At 69.0% G+C, this 14,922-nt stretch carries 13 protein-coding genes; 6 read left to right on the top strand and 7 right to left on the bottom strand.

Annotation, left to right across the window (positions count from 1 at the left end):
* Positions 1 to 45: 45 nt before the first annotated feature.
* Complete coding sequence (locus tag C566_RS20675; protein WP_018772937.1) at positions 46 to 786, bottom strand: TetR family transcriptional regulator; 741 nt, start codon at positions 784 to 786, stop codon at positions 46 to 48.
* A gap of 61 nt (positions 787 to 847) precedes the next feature.
* On the opposite strand from C566_RS20675, the gene C566_RS0103440 reads away from it, so the two are divergent.
* Genes C566_RS0103440 through C566_RS0103430 form a run of 3 tightly spaced genes read left to right on the top strand, consistent with a single transcriptional unit; the run spans position 848 to position 4,510 of the window.
* Positions 848 to 2,248 carry an acetyl-CoA C-acetyltransferase gene (locus C566_RS0103440; protein WP_018772936.1) on the top strand — a complete coding sequence of 467 codons (1,401 nt, stop codon included), beginning with the start codon at positions 848 to 850 and terminating at the stop codon, positions 2,246 to 2,248.
* A gap of 10 nt (positions 2,249 to 2,258) precedes the next feature.
* A complete protein-coding gene (locus C566_RS0103435; protein WP_018772935.1) occupies positions 2,259 to 3,599 on the top strand; it encodes a 3-oxoacyl-ACP reductase in 1,341 nt (446 codons plus the stop codon).
* Positions 3,596 to 4,510, top strand: a complete 915-nt coding sequence (locus C566_RS0103430) for a MaoC family dehydratase (RefSeq protein WP_018772934.1) — start codon at positions 3,596 to 3,598, stop codon at positions 4,508 to 4,510. Before C566_RS0103435 ends, C566_RS0103430 begins: the two co-directional genes overlap by 4 nt.
* Positions 4,511 to 4,602: 92 nt before the next feature.
* Here the strand turns inward: C566_RS0103430 and C566_RS20670 are convergent, their stop codons facing one another.
* The 5 genes from C566_RS20670 to C566_RS0103405 form a co-directional block, all read right to left on the bottom strand.
* Positions 4,603 to 5,754, bottom strand: a complete 1,152-nt coding sequence (locus C566_RS20670) for an FUSC family protein (protein ID WP_081627240.1) — start codon at positions 5,752 to 5,754, stop codon at positions 4,603 to 4,605.
* Positions 5,755 to 5,836: 82 nt separating this feature from the next.
* On the bottom strand, positions 5,837 to 6,955 hold the full coding sequence (locus C566_RS0103420; RefSeq protein WP_018772932.1) for a serine hydrolase domain-containing protein: 1,119 nt from the start codon (positions 6,953 to 6,955) through the stop codon (positions 5,837 to 5,839).
* Positions 6,955 to 8,022: a glutathione S-transferase family protein gene (locus tag C566_RS0103415; protein ID WP_018772931.1), complete on the bottom strand. Its 1,068-nt coding sequence runs from the start codon at positions 8,020 to 8,022 to the stop codon at positions 6,955 to 6,957. Before C566_RS0103415 ends, C566_RS0103420 begins: the two co-directional genes overlap by 1 nt.
* A 48-nt stretch (positions 8,023 to 8,070) precedes the next feature.
* Positions 8,071 to 8,835: a M50 family metallopeptidase gene (locus C566_RS0103410; protein ID WP_018772930.1), complete on the bottom strand. Its 765-nt coding sequence runs from the start codon at positions 8,833 to 8,835 to the stop codon at positions 8,071 to 8,073.
* A complete protein-coding gene (locus C566_RS0103405) occupies positions 8,832 to 9,185 on the bottom strand; it encodes a TraR/DksA family transcriptional regulator (RefSeq protein ID WP_018772929.1) in 354 nt (117 codons plus the stop codon). Before C566_RS0103405 ends, C566_RS0103410 begins: the two co-directional genes overlap by 4 nt.
* Before the next feature lie 155 nt (positions 9,186 to 9,340).
* On the opposite strand from C566_RS0103405, the gene malQ reads away from it, so the two are divergent.
* Both malQ and C566_RS20665 read left to right on the top strand, forming a co-directional pair.
* On the top strand, positions 9,341 to 11,599 hold the full coding sequence (malQ, locus tag C566_RS0103400; RefSeq protein WP_018772928.1) for a 4-alpha-glucanotransferase: 2,259 nt from the start codon (positions 9,341 to 9,343) through the stop codon (positions 11,597 to 11,599).
* Positions 11,600 to 11,726: 127 nt separating this feature from the next.
* The gene (locus tag C566_RS20665) at positions 11,727 to 12,758 is read left to right on the top strand and encodes an alkaline phosphatase family protein (RefSeq protein WP_018772927.1); all 1,032 of its coding nucleotides are present in this window, start codon (positions 11,727 to 11,729) and stop codon (positions 12,756 to 12,758) included.
* Between the two features lie 130 nt (positions 12,759 to 12,888).
* On the opposite strand, the gene C566_RS0103390 is transcribed toward C566_RS20665, so the two are convergent.
* Positions 12,889 to 13,158 (bottom strand): hypothetical protein, encoded by a 270-nt coding sequence (locus C566_RS0103390; RefSeq protein ID WP_018772926.1) that lies wholly within the window; start codon positions 13,156 to 13,158, stop codon positions 12,889 to 12,891.
* A gap of 243 nt (positions 13,159 to 13,401) precedes the next feature.
* Between C566_RS0103390 and C566_RS0103385 the strand changes: the two genes are divergently transcribed.
* A complete protein-coding gene (locus C566_RS0103385) occupies positions 13,402 to 14,919 on the top strand; it encodes a CYTH and CHAD domain-containing protein (protein WP_018772925.1) in 1,518 nt (505 codons plus the stop codon).
* The last annotated feature ends 3 nt before the right edge of the window (positions 14,920 to 14,922 follow it).

Here is a 14,922-nt window from a genome sequence, read left to right as displayed (position 1 = left end):
CTCTAGTGCTGACAGTTCAGTTCGCGGGTGTGGGCCGGGCCGCTGCTACGGTGCGCCCTGGCCCGCCGGGCCCGTTCGTTCCGTATGTGCTGGTTCCTCCGGAGGAGCCGCCTGCAGCTCGGGGGCGATGCCGAAGCACAGCCAGTCCGTGATCTGCCGCGCCATGGCCTCCTGGCCGGGCTTGGCCGGTCCGGGCGGGCTGGCGAGCCACTGTTCGCCGGCATTGCGGACCAGGCCGATCGCGGCATTGGGCCAGTAGCCGATCACGGCTTCCTTGTCCTGGCCGCCGCCCAGATGGCTGCGCATGGGCCGGGCAATCATGTCGCTGATGGCGGCGAAGAAGTGGCTCAACGCTCCGGCTGTGGACATGGTCGGCCCGGCCGTCTCGGCCTCGCCGGACGCATGGCGCGTGACGAAGGTGTAGACGTTCGGGCTGGTCTCAGCCATTTGCAGGTATGCGGACACCATGGCGAACAGGCCTTCGCGGGGCGTCTGGGCGCTCTGGGCCGCCTCCTGGATGCGCCGCTGCATCTGGCTGAGGACCACCTCGCCCACGGCCTGCTGGAGTCCGGCCTTGTCGCCGAAATAGCGGTAGAACACGGACTTTGACGTTCCAGCGGCTGCGGCGATGTCCTCCATGGACGCGTCACTGCCGAGGGCATGCACCGCCTTCCGGGCCGACTTGATCAGTTCCCGCCGCCGTTCCTCGCGGTGGGACTGCCAGCGGGAAGCGCGGCCGTCGACGGTGGCCTGCCCGGCGGGCGGGGTGGCTTTGGGGCTGTTCACGATACCCAGCGTATCAGGTACGCTGGGTATCGGTAATCGCTTTGATCGAAGGAGACAGCCCATGTCCGTCAACGGACAGTCAGTGCCCCGCCCCCAACCAGCCACCGCATCAGCCGCCGCCGCACCCGCCGCCGAGACGACACAGCATGTCGACGCGGTCCCGGCGCAACTCCGCAAGGCCGTGGTGGTGGGCGGCAACCGGATCCCGTTTGCCCGGACCGGAGGTGCGTACACCAAGTCCTCCAACCAGGACATGCTCACGGCCGCCCTGGATGGCCTGATCGCCCGCTTCGGCCTTCAGGACGAGCGCATCGGAGAAGTGGCCGCGGGGGCGGTCCTCAAGCACTCCCGGGACTTCAACCTCACCCGGGAAGCCGTGCTCGGCTCGGCTCTCTCTGCCGAGACCCCGGCGTATGACCTCCAGCAGGCCTGCGCCACCGGCCTGGAGACGGTGCTCGGACTGGCGAACAAGATCAAGCTGGGCCAGATCGACTCCGCGATCGCCGGCGGCGTCGACTCCGCTTCTGACGCTCCCATCGCCGTCAGTGAGGGACTCCGCGAGGTGCTCCTTGACCTCAACCGCGCCAAGACGGTGTCCCGGAAGCTGCAGGTCCTCAGCCGGCTCCGTCCCAAGGATCTGGCCCCCGATGCCCCTAACACGGGGGAGCCGCGTACCGGCCTGTCGATGGGCGAGCACCAGGCGCTGACCACGGCGCAGTGGAAGATCACCCGCGAGGCCCAGGACGAGCTTGCCTTCAACAGCCACCGGAACCTTGCCGCGGCCTATGACGCCGGCTTCTTCGATGATCTCCTGACCCCGTACCGGGGACTGAGCCGCGACTCCAACCTGCGCGCCGACACGAGCCCGGAGAAGCTCGCCACCCTCAAGCCCGTTTTCGGCAAGAACCTGGGCGCCGAGGCGACCATGACGGCCGGCAATTCCACCCCGCTGACCGATGGCGCGTCCACCGTGCTGCTCTCGTCCGAGGAATGGGCCGACGCCCATGACCTCCCCAAGCTCGCCGCGGTCATCGACGGCGAGGCTGCGGCCGTCGACTTTGTCCACGGCAAAGACGGACTGCTCATGGCGCCGGCCTTCGCCGTGCCCCGGCTGCTCGCGCGCCACAATCTCACCCTCGCGGACTTCGACTTCTTCGAGATCCACGAGGCCTTTGCCGGCACGGTGCTGAGCACACTCGCCGCGTGGGAGGACGAGGAATTCGGCCGCACCCGCCTGGGCCTGGACGGCGCCTTCGGCAGCATCGACCGGGCCAAGCTGAACGTTAACGGCTCCTCGCTGGCCGCCGGACACCCGTTTGCGGCCACAGGCGGCCGGATCGTGGCCTCACTGGCAAAAATGCTGCACGACAAGGGCCAGGTCAACGGGCGCCCGGCCCGCGGCCTTGTGTCCATTTGCGCCGCCGGCGGCCAGGGCGTCGTCGCAATCCTCGAAGCACTCTAGGGAGAATCGGATGAGCGACAAGTACACCCGGCTGGTCAGCGGCGGACTCGGCAAGGACCTCGCCAAGCGGCTCGGCCTCCCGCAGCCGGTGGTCCTCCGCCGGCACGAGCCCGGCCGTCCCCTCATCGACGGACCGGTCCTGGTCCAGGGATCAACCGGCGGCGCCGACGAGCTCGCCGCCACCCTGCTGGACTGGAATCTCGACGTCCGCCGCCACGCGATCCCCAAGGAGAAGCTCGGCGCCATCATCCTGGTGCTGGACGAGCTGGCCCACCCCGGCGACCTTGAGAAACCGGTCCTCACCGCGGCCGCATCGCTGCGTGACCTCGCCCCGAACGCCCGCGTCATCACCGTCTCCCGCACGGCAGGCTCGGCGACGGAACCGGCAACGGCGGCTACCAGGCAGGGCGTGGACGGTCTCCTGCGGTCTTTGGCGAAGGAACTCCGCGCCGGAGCCACCGGCAACGGCATCCTGCTCGCCGACGGCACCCGGGCCACGAGCCCGGCAGCACTGGGGGCGTTGAGGTTCTTCCTCTCGGGCCGTTCGGCGTTCGTGGACGGGCAGTTCCTGACCGTCAGCTCCGGCGCCGGTCAGCTGCCCGACGACGTCGAGAAGCCGCTGGCCGGCAAGGTGGCCGTCGTGACCGGCGCCGCGCGCGGAATCGGGGCAGCGATTGCCCGCACCCTGCACCGCGACGGCGCCACGCTCATTCTCGTCGACATTCCAGCGGCGGGGGACCATCTGGCGGCAGTGGCCAACGAGGTCCACGGGACGGCCCTGCAGCTGGACATCAGCCGCGACGACGCCGGCCAACGGATCATCGACCACGCCGCGGCACGGCACGGCCGGCTGGACATCATGATCCACAACGCCGGGATCACCCGGGACAAGCTCCTGGCCAACATGGACGCCGGCCGCTGGAACGCCGTGATCGCCGTCAATATCGCCGCGCAGCTGCGGATCAATGAGGCCCTCCTCGCGTCGGAGCACTTCCGCGACTCGCCCCGGATCGTGTCCGTGGCCTCTACCAGCGGGATCGCCGGAAACCGCGGCCAGACCAACTATGCCGCGTCCAAGGCCGGCGTGATCGGCATGGTCCGCGCCACGGCGGCGCTGATCGGCGAGCGCGGCGGGTCGATCAACGCCGTCGCGCCGGGCTTCATTGAAACGGAGATGACCGCCAGGATCCCATTCGCCACCCGCGAAGTGGCGCGCCGGCTCAACTCCCTACAGCAGGGCGGCCAGCCGCGCGACGTCGCCGAGGCCATCGCGTTCCTGGCCAGCGACGCCGCGGGTGGGATTTCCGGGGAGGTGCTGCGCGTCTGCGGGCAGAACCTGGTCGGCGCATGAGCGGATCCCAGACCGTCATCCTGGGCGAGATGCCCGCACTATCCAAGCTCTACGTCAACGCGGCGGCCGCCGCGGCGCGGCGCCGGGTCCTGGGCACCCACGGCGGCACCGAACTGCCGGCCTACACCCACGAGGTCCGTGGCGTGAAGGCCGACGTCGCCAACCTGACGGCCTACCAGCACCTGATCGGCGAGAGCGCGAGCGATGTCCTCCCGGCCGGCTTCATCCATGCCCTGGCGTTTCCGCTAGCCATGAGCGTGATGAACCGGGACGATTTTCCGCTGCCCCTGCTGGGCATGATCCACCTGACGAACAACGTGGTGCAGTCCGCGCCGGTCCTGTTCACCCAGGCCCTGGACATCCGGGCCCGGGTGGAGAACCTGCGCGGGCACCGGGCCGGTACGCAGTTGGACGTCGTCGCGGAGGTCCGTGCCGCCGGGCAGGAAGACGTCCGCTGGCGCGGGGTCTCAACGTACCTGGCCAAGGGGGTGTTCCTACCGGGGATCGACAAAGCCTCGGTGGCCGTGCCGCCGCCGCCGTTTTCCGTGCCGGATCCCACGGCAATGTGGCAGCTGGGCGTCGATACCGGGCGTGCCTACGCGGCTGTCTCCGGAGACTTCAACCCCATCCACCTGAGCGTCCTGACTGCCAAGGCCCTCGGACAGCGGCGGTCCCTTGCCCACGGCATGTACCTGGCCTCCCGTGCGCTGGCCGACGTCGGTGCCGTCCGGGGGGATTCGTTCAGCTGGGAGGTGGCCTTCGAAGCGCCCGTGTTCCTGCCGGCCCGCGTGGCACTCGACATCAGCACCGTGCAGGCCTACGGCGGTGCGTGGCAGCGCTCGGACTACGTGGCGTGGAACCCGCTGTCCGGGCGCCGGCACTTCAGCGGCTCTGTGGCGGCGCTGGACTAGCCGGCGGGCGCGGTGCCGCCCGGGCCCGGACAGGCCGGCCGGGCTCGGACAGGCCGCCCGGGCCGGCCCCGCCGGCGGACAGCGCGTTCTTCCTAGTCTGCCGGCGCCGTGGCCGGTTTGGCCTCCGGCCGCCCGGGCGTGGCCACCCGCAGCATGCGGTGCAGGCTCAAGAGGATGGATTCGACCGCGCTCGGGGCGTCCTTGCTGTGCTGTTCGGTGGCAAGCCTGGCGGTGAGCTCGTTGATCGCCGCGTCGGCGGTGCGGGCCAGCTCGGTCTGGCGATCCGGGTTGTCCTCCTCCGTGGCTCGCAGCACGTCGCCGACGGCGGACATGGCGTCACCGAGGGGTGCCGCGTATTCGTCCGGGATCACGAACGGGGTGTCCTCGGCCCAGATGACGTCCGAGAGCACCTGGGTAACGTCCTGTACGTGGAACGTGAGCCGCTCGAGGTCGCGCAGGTTGCGGTAGTCGAGGTTCATGTCGCGCGGATGCAGCCGGCGGCGGGGATTGGCCCGGCGGCTGGCGTCCGCCTTCTCGACGGCGAGCCGCACTGAGCGGGCGTGCGCCGCGAGCGATTCCGAGCGCCGGGACCAGTCAACGTGCTCCGGCGGCCAGCTTTCCTTGAGTGCCTTGCCCATGTCCCAGAGTTGCTGGGCGAGCGCCTGGCGCAGTTCCACGATGCTCAGCGCCGCGGCCCGGAAGTGCAGAGGCGGGAAGACCAGCAGATTCACGACGATGCCCACAGTGACGCCGACCGCCATCTGGAAAAGGTACCCGAACGAGAATGAGTCCGGGTTGTGGCCGCCGACGAGCAGGACCAGGAGGGCCGCCGTCGGGATCCAGTCCCGGCCCGAGCCGATCTTCGGCAACCCGGCCAGGACCACGCCCAGGCCCATGACCACCGCGACCGTCAGCGGAGTCGGATGACCGAGGCTGAACAGCATGAACGCCAGTCCCACCCCGATCGCCAGACCCACCAGCGCCTGCACCCCCTGGCGCATGGAACCGGCGACGTTCTCGTACATGGCCACAAGGGCGCCGAGCGGGGCGTAGTAGGGGTAATCGGCGGCGGAGCCCGGCATGAAGGGAGCGATCGCGAAAGCAATGCCCGCGGCAAGCGCAGCCTTAAGCGCCAGCTGGATCCGCGGCCACACTAGCGCTGCCGCGACGCCGCTTGCCACGCTATGGGCCCGAATGCGCAGCGCGGAGGGGGGCTTTTCTGTTGTCTTTTCTGGATTGGCCATCCCGGCTCACCCTAGGGCCGTGTGGTTGCTGCTACAAATGGACGAACCTGTTGCCGCGCCGCAGGAGCCTGCAGCTACACGGTCAGGACGCGGCGTGGGCGGCCCGCCGCACCGCCGCGGACAGCCGCTGGGCCCGTCCGGCGGTCCGGCCCTCCTCGCTGCGGCGGGGCACATACCCGAACCCGAGGCCGTAGCCGGGATCCGCGAAGCCGAGGGCCGCGCTGGCGCCCTCGTGCCCGAAGGCCAGATGGCTGCCGAAGTTCCGCCCCGGCTGGGGTTTCATGAACACGACGGCAAAAGCGTTGTCCTGCCCGGAGCACCGGTCAAGTCCCCATACCTGCTCCGCGGCCATGAGCTCGATGGTGGCCGGACCCAGGAACGCGGGGCTGCCGTCAACCCCGGTGGTGGCGGCGGCGTAGAGCCTGGCCAGCCCTTCGGCTGACCCCACGCCTCCGGCGCCGCTCATGCCCGAGGCGCGCACCACGCGATGGTTGGGCAGTTCCATGATGGTGCTGACCGGCGCGTTGCTGTTCAGCCCGTCGAGGCTGAGCGGGTCCAGCCACGGCTGGGCCGGGTCAGGGCCGTAAAGCACCTCACGGTACCGCGGTTCCTGGTCCTCGGGCAGGCCCAGGAAGAAGTCGATGCCCCACGGGCGGCGGAGGCGTCCGTCATAGAGCCCCTGCAGCGTCATCCCCGAGGCACGGCGGCAGAGCTCCTCCATCAGGATCCCCATGGTCAGGGCGTGGTAGCCGAAGGCTGTGCCCGGGCGCCATTGCGGCGCCGCGGCCGCGAGACGCCGTGCGGCGGCCGGCGTCGTGAATTCCGCCAGGGGAATACCGCCGACGACGCCGGGCAGCCCCGCCTGGTGGGATAGGGCCTGACGCACGGTGAGCCGGTCCTTGCCGTGGACGCCGAACTCGGGCCAGTAGGACGCGACGGCGCGGTCGAGGTCGAGCCGGCCGTCCTGGACGAGGAGGGCGATGACGAAGGCGGCGACTCCCTTGGAACAGGAGTAGGTGCCCGTGATCTCGCCAGGGGCCAATGCCGGTCCGCCGCAGAGGTCCAGCACCCGGGTGCCGTGGTGGTAGACCGCCAGCTGCGCGCTGTAGCCCGGATCCTCGGAAAGGAAGGCGTCGAAGAGCTCACGCACACCCGTGAAACCGGGGGCGGCAAACCCAGCCGAGACGGCCGCCGCCGACATCAGGCTGCGCCGTGTCCCGGGGTGACCTCTTCGCCGGCCCGGACCGGTCCGGGAGGCGTGCCGTCGCCGAACGGCCGGCCGCCGAGGGCTTCGCGGCCGTGCTCCGAGAGCCAGTTGCCCAGTTCCGGTCCGCGGGGGACCACTCCGGTGGGATTGATGTCCTCATGCACGATGTAGTAGTGCTGCTTGATTTGCACAAAGTCGGTGGTGTCACCAAACCCTGGCGTCTGGAACAAGTCGCGCGCGTAGGCCCACAGGACCGGCATCTCGCTGAGCTTTTGCCGGTTGCACTTGAAGTGGCCGTGGTACACGGCATCGAAGCGGGCCAGTGTGGTGAACAGCCGGACGTCGGCCTCCGTGATCGTGTCACCCACCAGGTACCTTTGGCCCGCCAAGCGTTCCTCGAGCCAGTCCAGGGCCGTCCAGAGCCGATCGTAGGCGGCGTCGTAGGCCTCCTGGGAACCGGCGAAGCCGCAGCGGTAGACGCCGTTGTTCACCTCGGTAAAGACACGCTTGTTGACGGCGTCGATTTCTTCCCTCAGGTGTTCCGGGTACAGCTCCGGCGCGCCGGCCCGGTGGTACTGCGCCCACTCCGTGGAAAAGTCGAGCGTGATCTGGGGGAAGTTGTTGGTGACTACCTGCCCGCTGGGTACGTCCACGATCGCCGGGACGGTAATCCCGCGGGGGTAGCCGGGGAAGCGGCGGAAGTAGGCGTCCTGGATGCGCTCGATCCCGAGGACGGGATCCCTGCCGTCCGGGTCGAGATCGAACGTCCAGGACCGGGCGTCGTGGGTGGGGCCGGGCTGGCCGAGCGAGATGACCTCTTCCAGGCCGAGGAGCCGGCGCACGATCACCGTGCGGTTGGCCCACGGGCAGGCACGCGCGGCGATGAGGCGGTAGCGGCCAGGTTCCACGGGCCAGCCGGGCTCGCCGTGGGGGCCCGCGGCGCCGTCCCGGGTGATCCGGTCCTCAATGTAGTTGGTATCCCGGGTGAATTCCTCGCCGCCGGTCACGTACGCGCCCTTGGTGCTGAATCCCGGATCGTCGGTGTGGGTAATCTGGCTCATGGTCCCAGCCTAAGGCCGGGAAGAGAACGGCCCGAACGCTGTTGTGAGCTACAGTGCCGTGAACACGGGCGCCATCGGCTGCCAGGCAAACCACCAGGCGCCGGCCACAACGGCGGCGAAGAGGGCAATCCACACCGCGGCGGGGACGGAGGTGGCGCGGGCCAGCAGGTAGGCGTCCGACGTCTGGAGCCTGTCACGGTGCCGCAGATGGACGTTGGCCAGTTTGCCGAGGTCCCTGACGGCAGCGACCAGCAGCGCCAGGCCGAGCACAATCATCACGTGGCCGTTGAATACCGGCGGCACAAAGAGCACCAGGAGCGCCGAGGCCAGCACGGCGGCGGCGGTGATGAGGAGGCCGACGCCGTTGCGGAGGAACAGGAAGGACGCCAGAAGGATGAGCGTGCCCACCGACATCGCGGCCGGTCCCCAGCCGTTGAAACCGCACCAGACCATCGCTGCCCCGACGACGGCGGGCACGGGGTAACCCCAGAACGTCGACCAGGCGGCGGACAGGCGGCTCCTGCTGTACGTCGTGGTGGTACCGGAGTGGTCCAGGCCCAGCCGGATGCCGCCGAGCCGCTGGCCGGTGGTGAGGGCGGCAAACGCGTGGCCGAGTTCGTGGGTCACGGTGGCGAGCAGGCCAAAGTAGCGCCAGGACAGGCGGGGCAGGGAGACGGCCACTGCCAGCAGGATTACCGCCACGAGCTCAGTGCTGCTCACGTGCGGGCTGGACGCGTGGGTGAATCCGGCAACGATCCGCTCCCACCATGTCAGGGCGAGGTTCGGTTCCCCCAGCAGGCCGGGCCGGATCATGCCCTACCCGAGGCATGCGCGATGCAATACGCGGTCCACGGCCTGGCTTCCAGCCGGTCCCCGGGGATCGGGGTACCGCATACAGCGCAGATTCCGTAGGTGCCCTCGTCCAGGCGGGCAAGGGCGGCATCGATCTGCAGCAGGGAAGCCCTGCTCTGTTCCAGGAGCGCGGATGCCTGGGACAGTTCGAAGGCGATCGTTGTGCCCTCGGGGTCGTGTTCATCGTCGACGTTGGAGTCGAGGCGGGCCGCGTTGACCGAGGTGATGTCCCGGCGGAGAGCGGGCAGGAGGGCAAGCTTCCGGTCACGTTCCTCGCGCAGGAGGATCCGGAACCGTTCGACGTCAACCATAGGGTTCAAGGCTAGCGCGGTCGCTGTGGCGGTGCCTAAACGGGCCGAAGGACCCGTCCGCACCGGGAGCCGCCGAGGGACCCAAAGAACTGGTAGATAATTCCCACATCCACGGAAAGGACGCGGGCGGTGGGGGCAGCGTCTAGAGTGGGCGCATGGCGGACCAGACGCACCCCGAGACCCCCGCAAATCCCGAGAACCGTCCAAATCCCGAGAACCGTCCAAACCCCGATAATCCTGCAGACACCGGCAACACCGCGGCACTGGGAAGTCCCGTGCGGGCCGACACTGATACGACCGACGCACTCCTGCGCGAACTCGCCGCAGCCTACGGCGTCGACACCAGCTACTGGGGCTGGGACGGAGTGCAGCGTTCCGTGGCCGCCGGGACCCTGCGGGACGTGCTGGCGGCCCTCGGGGTCCCCGCCAACGGGCCCCAGGAGCAGCAACGCTCGCTGGCCGAGTCCCGGCTGGCACCCTGGCGGCGCATCCTGCCCCCGGTCCTGGTAGTGAGGGAGGGGCAGGAGTCCCACGTCGAGGTCCACGTCCCGCACGGAAGCGACGTCCGCGTCTGGATCGACGCCGAGGACGGCAGCAGCCACGAGGTGACCCAGCGGGAGAACTGGGACCAGCCGGTCGACGTCGACGGCGTCCTCACCGGACGTGCCACGTTCGCCATTCCCGGCAGCCTCGGCCTCGGCTGGCACACCCTGAAAGCCGACGCCGAAGGCACCGCGGCGCAGTGTCCGCTGGTTGTTACGCCCGGCCGGCTCCGGGCCTCGGCCCTGCTCAAGGAACGCCGCATCTGGGGACTGACGGCCCAGTTGTACTCCGTGCGGTCCTCCCGGTCCTGGGGGATTGGCGACTTCGCCGATCTCAGCGACCTCGCCGAGGTTGCCGGTGAGCAGGGGGCGGGGTTTGTGCTGGTCAATCCGCTGCATGCCGCCGAACCAGTGCCGCCGGTCGAGGATTCCCCGTACCTGCCCACCACGCGGCGCTTTTTCAACCCGCTCTACCTGCGGGTGGAGGAAATCCCGGAATACGGCTACCTGGACGCTGCCGGCCGGGCCGAAGTGGCCCGCCTGGCCGAGGGCCTGCAGGCGGCCAACCGTTCCCGGGACCTCCTGGACCGCAACGCCAGCTACGCGGCGAAGCTCTCGGCCCTGGAACTCGTGTTTGCGGTCCGCCGCGGCCCGGCCCGCACCCGGCAGTTCGCCGACTTCTGCGCCGAGCAGGGGCAAGGACTCAAAGACTTTGCGCTGTGGTCGGCGCTCGCCGAAGAGCTGCCGCCGTCGGCGCCGGAATGGAGCGGTGCGGCGGCATCCCCGGCGTCGCCCTACTGTGTTGAACAGCGGCCGAGGCTGGCAGCCCGAATCGAATTCCACAGCTGGCTGCAGTGGCTCTGCGACCAGCAGCTCGAGGCGGCCCAGCGTTCGGCACGCCAGGCGGGGATGGGGATCGGCGTCGTCCATGACCTCGCCGTCGGCGTAAAACCCGGCGGTGCCGACGCCTGGACCCTCTCCGGCGTTCTTGCCCGGGGCGTGAGCGTTGGTGCACCTCCAGACATGTTCAACCAGTTGGGCCAGAACTGGTCACAGCCGCCGTGGCATCCGGGCCGGCTCGCCGAATCCGGCTATGCCGCCTACCGGGACATGCTCCGTACCGTCCTGCGGCACGCCGGCGGCATCCGGGTGGACCATATCCTCGGCCTGTTCCGGTTGTGGTGGATCCCCGAGGGCGCAGGACCGGAGAGCGGCACGTATGTGCACTACGACCACGAGGCGCTCATCGGCATCCTTGCCCTGGAGGCGCAACGGGCCGGTGCGATCGTGATCGGCGAGGACCTGGGCGTGTTCGAGCCATGGGTCCGCGGCTACCTGGCCGAGCGGGGGATCTTCGGCACGTCGATCCTCTGGTTCGAACACGACGCCGACGGCCCGATTCCGCCGGAGGATTACCGCGAGCAGTGCCTGACCAGCGTCAACACCCACGATCTGCCCCCGACGGCGGGCTACCTCGCCGGTGAACACGTCACTTTGCGCGAATCGCTCGGGCTGTTGCGCCGGCCCGTGGCGGAAGAACGCGCCGAGGCCGCGGCCGAGCAGGAGGCGGTGCTGGCCCGGGTCCGGGCACGCGGCCTGCTGGCGGAGACCGGCACGGACGTGCGGACCACGGTGCAGGCGCTGTACGCCTACACGGCGCTGGCCCCGTCAGCACTGCTGGGAGTGGCGCTGGTTGACGCCGTGGGGGAGACCCGGACCCAGAACCAGCCGGGCACCAGCACCGAATACCCGAACTGGCGCATTCCGCTGGCCGCTCCCGAGGGGGTGGTGCTGATCGATGACCTGCCGGACAACGAGCGGTTCCTGTCCCTGCTGGGCGCCGTCCGCGGTGCGCTGCATCCCGGAGCCTGACCCGACACGGGGGAGTCGAGACCTGAACACTGAACCGGGCGCGGGCAGTTTCTTGACCTGAGCCTGGCCTGAGACCGGGAATGCCGACAACATTGGCCGCACCAATACCGGCCGCTAGCATGGACCGATGACGCGGATCGGCCGACTCGCCCTGGCTGGTGGATGGGCGCTGGCGATGCTGCTGGCGGGATGCACGCCGGCGCAGCCCTTCCAGGCAGGCCCGCCCTCGCAGTCCCCAACCGCCGGGTCCCCACCGGCCGAGACCCTGCCTGCCGAATCGCCGACCGAATCGCCGCCCTCCGTGACCCCGCCGCCGTCCCCGTATTTCGCGCAGCCGGCCCCGCACCCCGCGCCGGGCGGGCCGGCCAGCGGCGGGATCGCGCACATTGTGGTCATCGTCCAGGAGAACAAGGCGGCCTCACAGATCATGGGTGCCAGCGAAGCGGGCTACTTCAACAAGCTTGCGGCGGAATTTTCAGTGGCCGCCAACTACCGGGCCATCACCCACCCGAGCCTGCCCAACTACCTGGCCCTCACGAGCGGAACCAGCGCGGGGATCACCAGCGACTGCAAACCGAACTCCTGCACCGCAGATGTGCGCTCCATCGCCGATGAGATCACCCAATCCGGACGGACCTGGAAAATGTACGCCGAGGGCATGCCCGCGCCCTGCACCGCGCATGACTCCCGCCGGTATGCGGTGAAACACAATCCGTTCATGTACTACCCTGCCGTGACGGGCAACAAGGCCTCCTGCTCGGACCATGTTGTGCCGTACAGCCGGCTGGGGCAGGACCTGCAGTCCCCGTCCACCCTGCCGGACTACTCTTTCATCAGCCCGGACATGTGCAACGACACCCACGACTGCCCCATTGGCACCGGAGACGACTGGCTCTCCCGCGAAGTGCCCAAAATCCTGGGGTCCCCGGCCTTCACGACGCAGAACTCACTCCTCGTGCTCACATGGGATGAGGGCAGCAAAGAGGACAACCGGGTGGCTACGGTATTCGCCGGCCCGGCGGCGCGGAAGGGCTTCACATCCAATGCCGCCTACTCGCACTACTCCTTGCTGCACACCATCGAGGACGTGTGGGGGCTGAGCCCCCTGACCGACGATGTCCGGAAGGCGCCCCTCATGGGCGAATTACTCAACCACTAGCGGTCAGCCTTTTCCCGGCCAATACACAGGAACCACTGCCCATAATGGACCCGAAGCTCCGGTCAACCGCTATTTGACCGGAGCTTCGCCACATCCGCTTGCACCGCCGGCGGTCTCCGCCCGGGTACAGCTAGGGCTGGGCCTCGACGAGGATGACCAGGGTCTCGGGCAGTACGCCGTCGTAGGCCATCGCCTCGCCCATGACGTCATTTTGCATCGCGGCCATGAGGGCATCCACATCAGGAACATCCATCATCACTGCGACTTGCGTCGGGTTCTCGGGGTTGACGAACGTACGAATGTTGGTGATCCCCAGTGGGCCGAACACCTCTTCGCGCTTCGGTGAGGCAAGCCAATGATCCTTGTCCTTGACATCGTGGTGGCCGATTATGGTTGGCATGGCGGTCCTCTCGCAGGGGGCCAGCGGTCCGCCGGCCCACTGCTCCGAAAGTTACTCGCCGCTGCATGCCCGGGCAAGTCTATTTTCCGGCCGCACCCCGCCGCGTCTGTGTGTGTCTTCTGGAGGGCCGTGTCCCGGTCCAGGACGGCCGCCCGCCCCCAGCGCCCCGTTCGCGTGACAATCTCCTGCGATAGGGGCCTTTGGGCACACGCCGGGCGCGTGTGGGAGTTCCTAGAATGAAGCATGGCCGCCGACGCGATCGAGGTCGAACACAAGTACAGCCCTTCGGAATCCGACGCCCTTCCGCCACTGGCATCAATCCCGGGGGTGGATCGCGCCGGGCAATCCGCAAACGAAATGCTGGACGCCGTCTATTTTGATACCAAAGCTCTGGCATTGGCAGCGCAGCGGATCACCCTGCGCCGCCGGTCCGGCGGTCCGGATGACGGATGGCACCTCAAACTCCCGGCCGCCGCGGGGGAGCGCCGGGAGATACGGGAGCCGCTTGGCGGCGATCAGGATACCGTGCCGGAAAATCTGCGGCAGCTGGTGCTCGTCCACACCCGCAGCCACGCGCTGGTGCCGGTTGCACGCATCAGGACCAGCCGCAGGTTGACGCCGTTGTCCGCCGCCGACGGCGCCGTCCTTGCCCACTTCAGTGACGACCGTGTCGAGGCGCAATCCCTGCTAACCCCCGCGGAACCGTCGCGGTGGCGGGAATGGGAGCTGGAACTCGCCGACGGCCCCCGACAGCTGCTCCAGGACGCTGACGCTCTGTTCGCCGCAGAGGGAGTCACCGTCGCCGCCCTCCCGTCCAAGCTGGCCCGGGCGCTCGGACCGGACTACCCGGAGAATCCCGGCACGGCGCCAAAGCCCAGCCGGAGCGGGCCGGCTTCGGACGTCATGCTCTCCTATCTATCCCAACAGGTACGCGCCGTGAAGCTGCATGATCCTCGCGTCCGGGTCGATGCGCCCGATGCCGTGCATCAATTCCGGGTGGCCGCGCGCCGGTTACGGTCTGCACTGGCCACCTTCCGAAAGCTCACAGATACGACGTCGGCCAGGTTCCTTCGGGGCGAGCTCCAGTGGCTCGCCGGCACTGTGGGCCAGGCCCGGGACGCCGAGGTCATCCGTGCCCGGCTGAAGGACATGATCGGTGCCGAACCTCCGGAGCTGTTGATCGGACCCGTTGCGCAGCAGATCCAGGAGCACCTCGGCACCGTCCAGCAACAGGGCCGTGCCGCCGGCCTGGCGGCGCTGGACAGCACCCGCTACTTCCGCCTCCTCGATGCCCTCGATGCCTTCCTTGCGGTGCCTCCGCTTAGCGCCTGTGCGGGCAATGATGCGCTGGGGACGGTTGGCCGGCTCGTCTCCGCGGAACGAAAACGCCTCAAGGCGGCGGTCCGGTCCCTGGATGGCGGCGCAGGCGGGACCCCGCAGGATGCCGCATTGCATGAAGTTCGAAAGAGCGCCAAGCGGCTGCGCTATGCCGCAGAGGCGGCTACCCCCGTTTTCGGCACTCAGGCAACAAACCTTGCCCGGGCCGCGGAGGGCATCCAGGAGATACTCGGAGACTTCCAGGACAGCGTCGTCACCCGGGCAACCCTGCTGGTGCTGGCGCGGCAGGCCGCGGACGGCTCCGGCAGCGGATTTACCTACGGGCGCCTGCATGCCCTGGAACAGCAGCGCGGCAACGAGGCCCGCTTGCGGTTCTATGATGCGTGGCAACAGTCCGGGCCGAAACCCCTGCACTGGACCTAGTCA

Origin of the sequence: Arthrobacter sp. 131MFCol6.1, from assembly GCF_000374925.1 — a bacterium.
Lineage (GTDB): Bacteria > Actinomycetota > Actinomycetes > Actinomycetales > Micrococcaceae > Arthrobacter.
Note: the sequence above shows the minus strand (reverse complement) of the source record. Positions and strands in the feature narration are given on the sequence as shown.

Excerpts from the sequence above, each read along its gene's own strand:
- C566_RS0103440 (WP_018772936.1), top strand. The coding sequence starts at position 848 with ATGTCCGTCAACGGACAGTCAGTGCCCCGCCCCCAACCAGCCACCGCA.
- C566_RS0103435 (WP_018772935.1), top strand. The coding sequence starts at position 2,259 with ATGAGCGACAAGTACACCCGGCTGGTCAGCGGCGGACTCGGCAAGGAC.
- C566_RS0103430 (WP_018772934.1), top strand. The coding sequence starts at position 3,596 with ATGAGCGGATCCCAGACCGTCATCCTGGGCGAGATGCCCGCACTATCC.
- C566_RS20670 (WP_081627240.1), bottom strand. The coding sequence starts at position 5,754 with ATGGCCAATCCAGAAAAGACAACAGAAAAGCCCCCCTCCGCGCTGCGC.
- C566_RS0103420 (WP_018772932.1), bottom strand. The coding sequence starts at position 6,955 with ATGTCGGCGGCGGCCGTCTCGGCTGGGTTTGCCGCCCCCGGTTTCACG.
- C566_RS0103415 (WP_018772931.1), bottom strand. The coding sequence starts at position 8,022 with ATGAGCCAGATTACCCACACCGACGATCCGGGATTCAGCACCAAGGGC.
- C566_RS0103410 (WP_018772930.1), bottom strand. The coding sequence starts at position 8,835 with ATGATCCGGCCCGGCCTGCTGGGGGAACCGAACCTCGCCCTGACATGG.
- C566_RS0103405 (WP_018772929.1), bottom strand. The coding sequence starts at position 9,185 with ATGGTTGACGTCGAACGGTTCCGGATCCTCCTGCGCGAGGAACGTGAC.
- malQ (WP_018772928.1), top strand. The coding sequence starts at position 9,341 with ATGGCGGACCAGACGCACCCCGAGACCCCCGCAAATCCCGAGAACCGT.
- C566_RS20665 (WP_018772927.1), top strand. The coding sequence starts at position 11,727 with ATGACGCGGATCGGCCGACTCGCCCTGGCTGGTGGATGGGCGCTGGCG.
- C566_RS0103390 (WP_018772926.1), bottom strand. The coding sequence starts at position 13,158 with ATGCCAACCATAATCGGCCACCACGATGTCAAGGACAAGGATCATTGG.
- C566_RS0103385 (WP_018772925.1), top strand. The coding sequence starts at position 13,402 with ATGGCCGCCGACGCGATCGAGGTCGAACACAAGTACAGCCCTTCGGAA.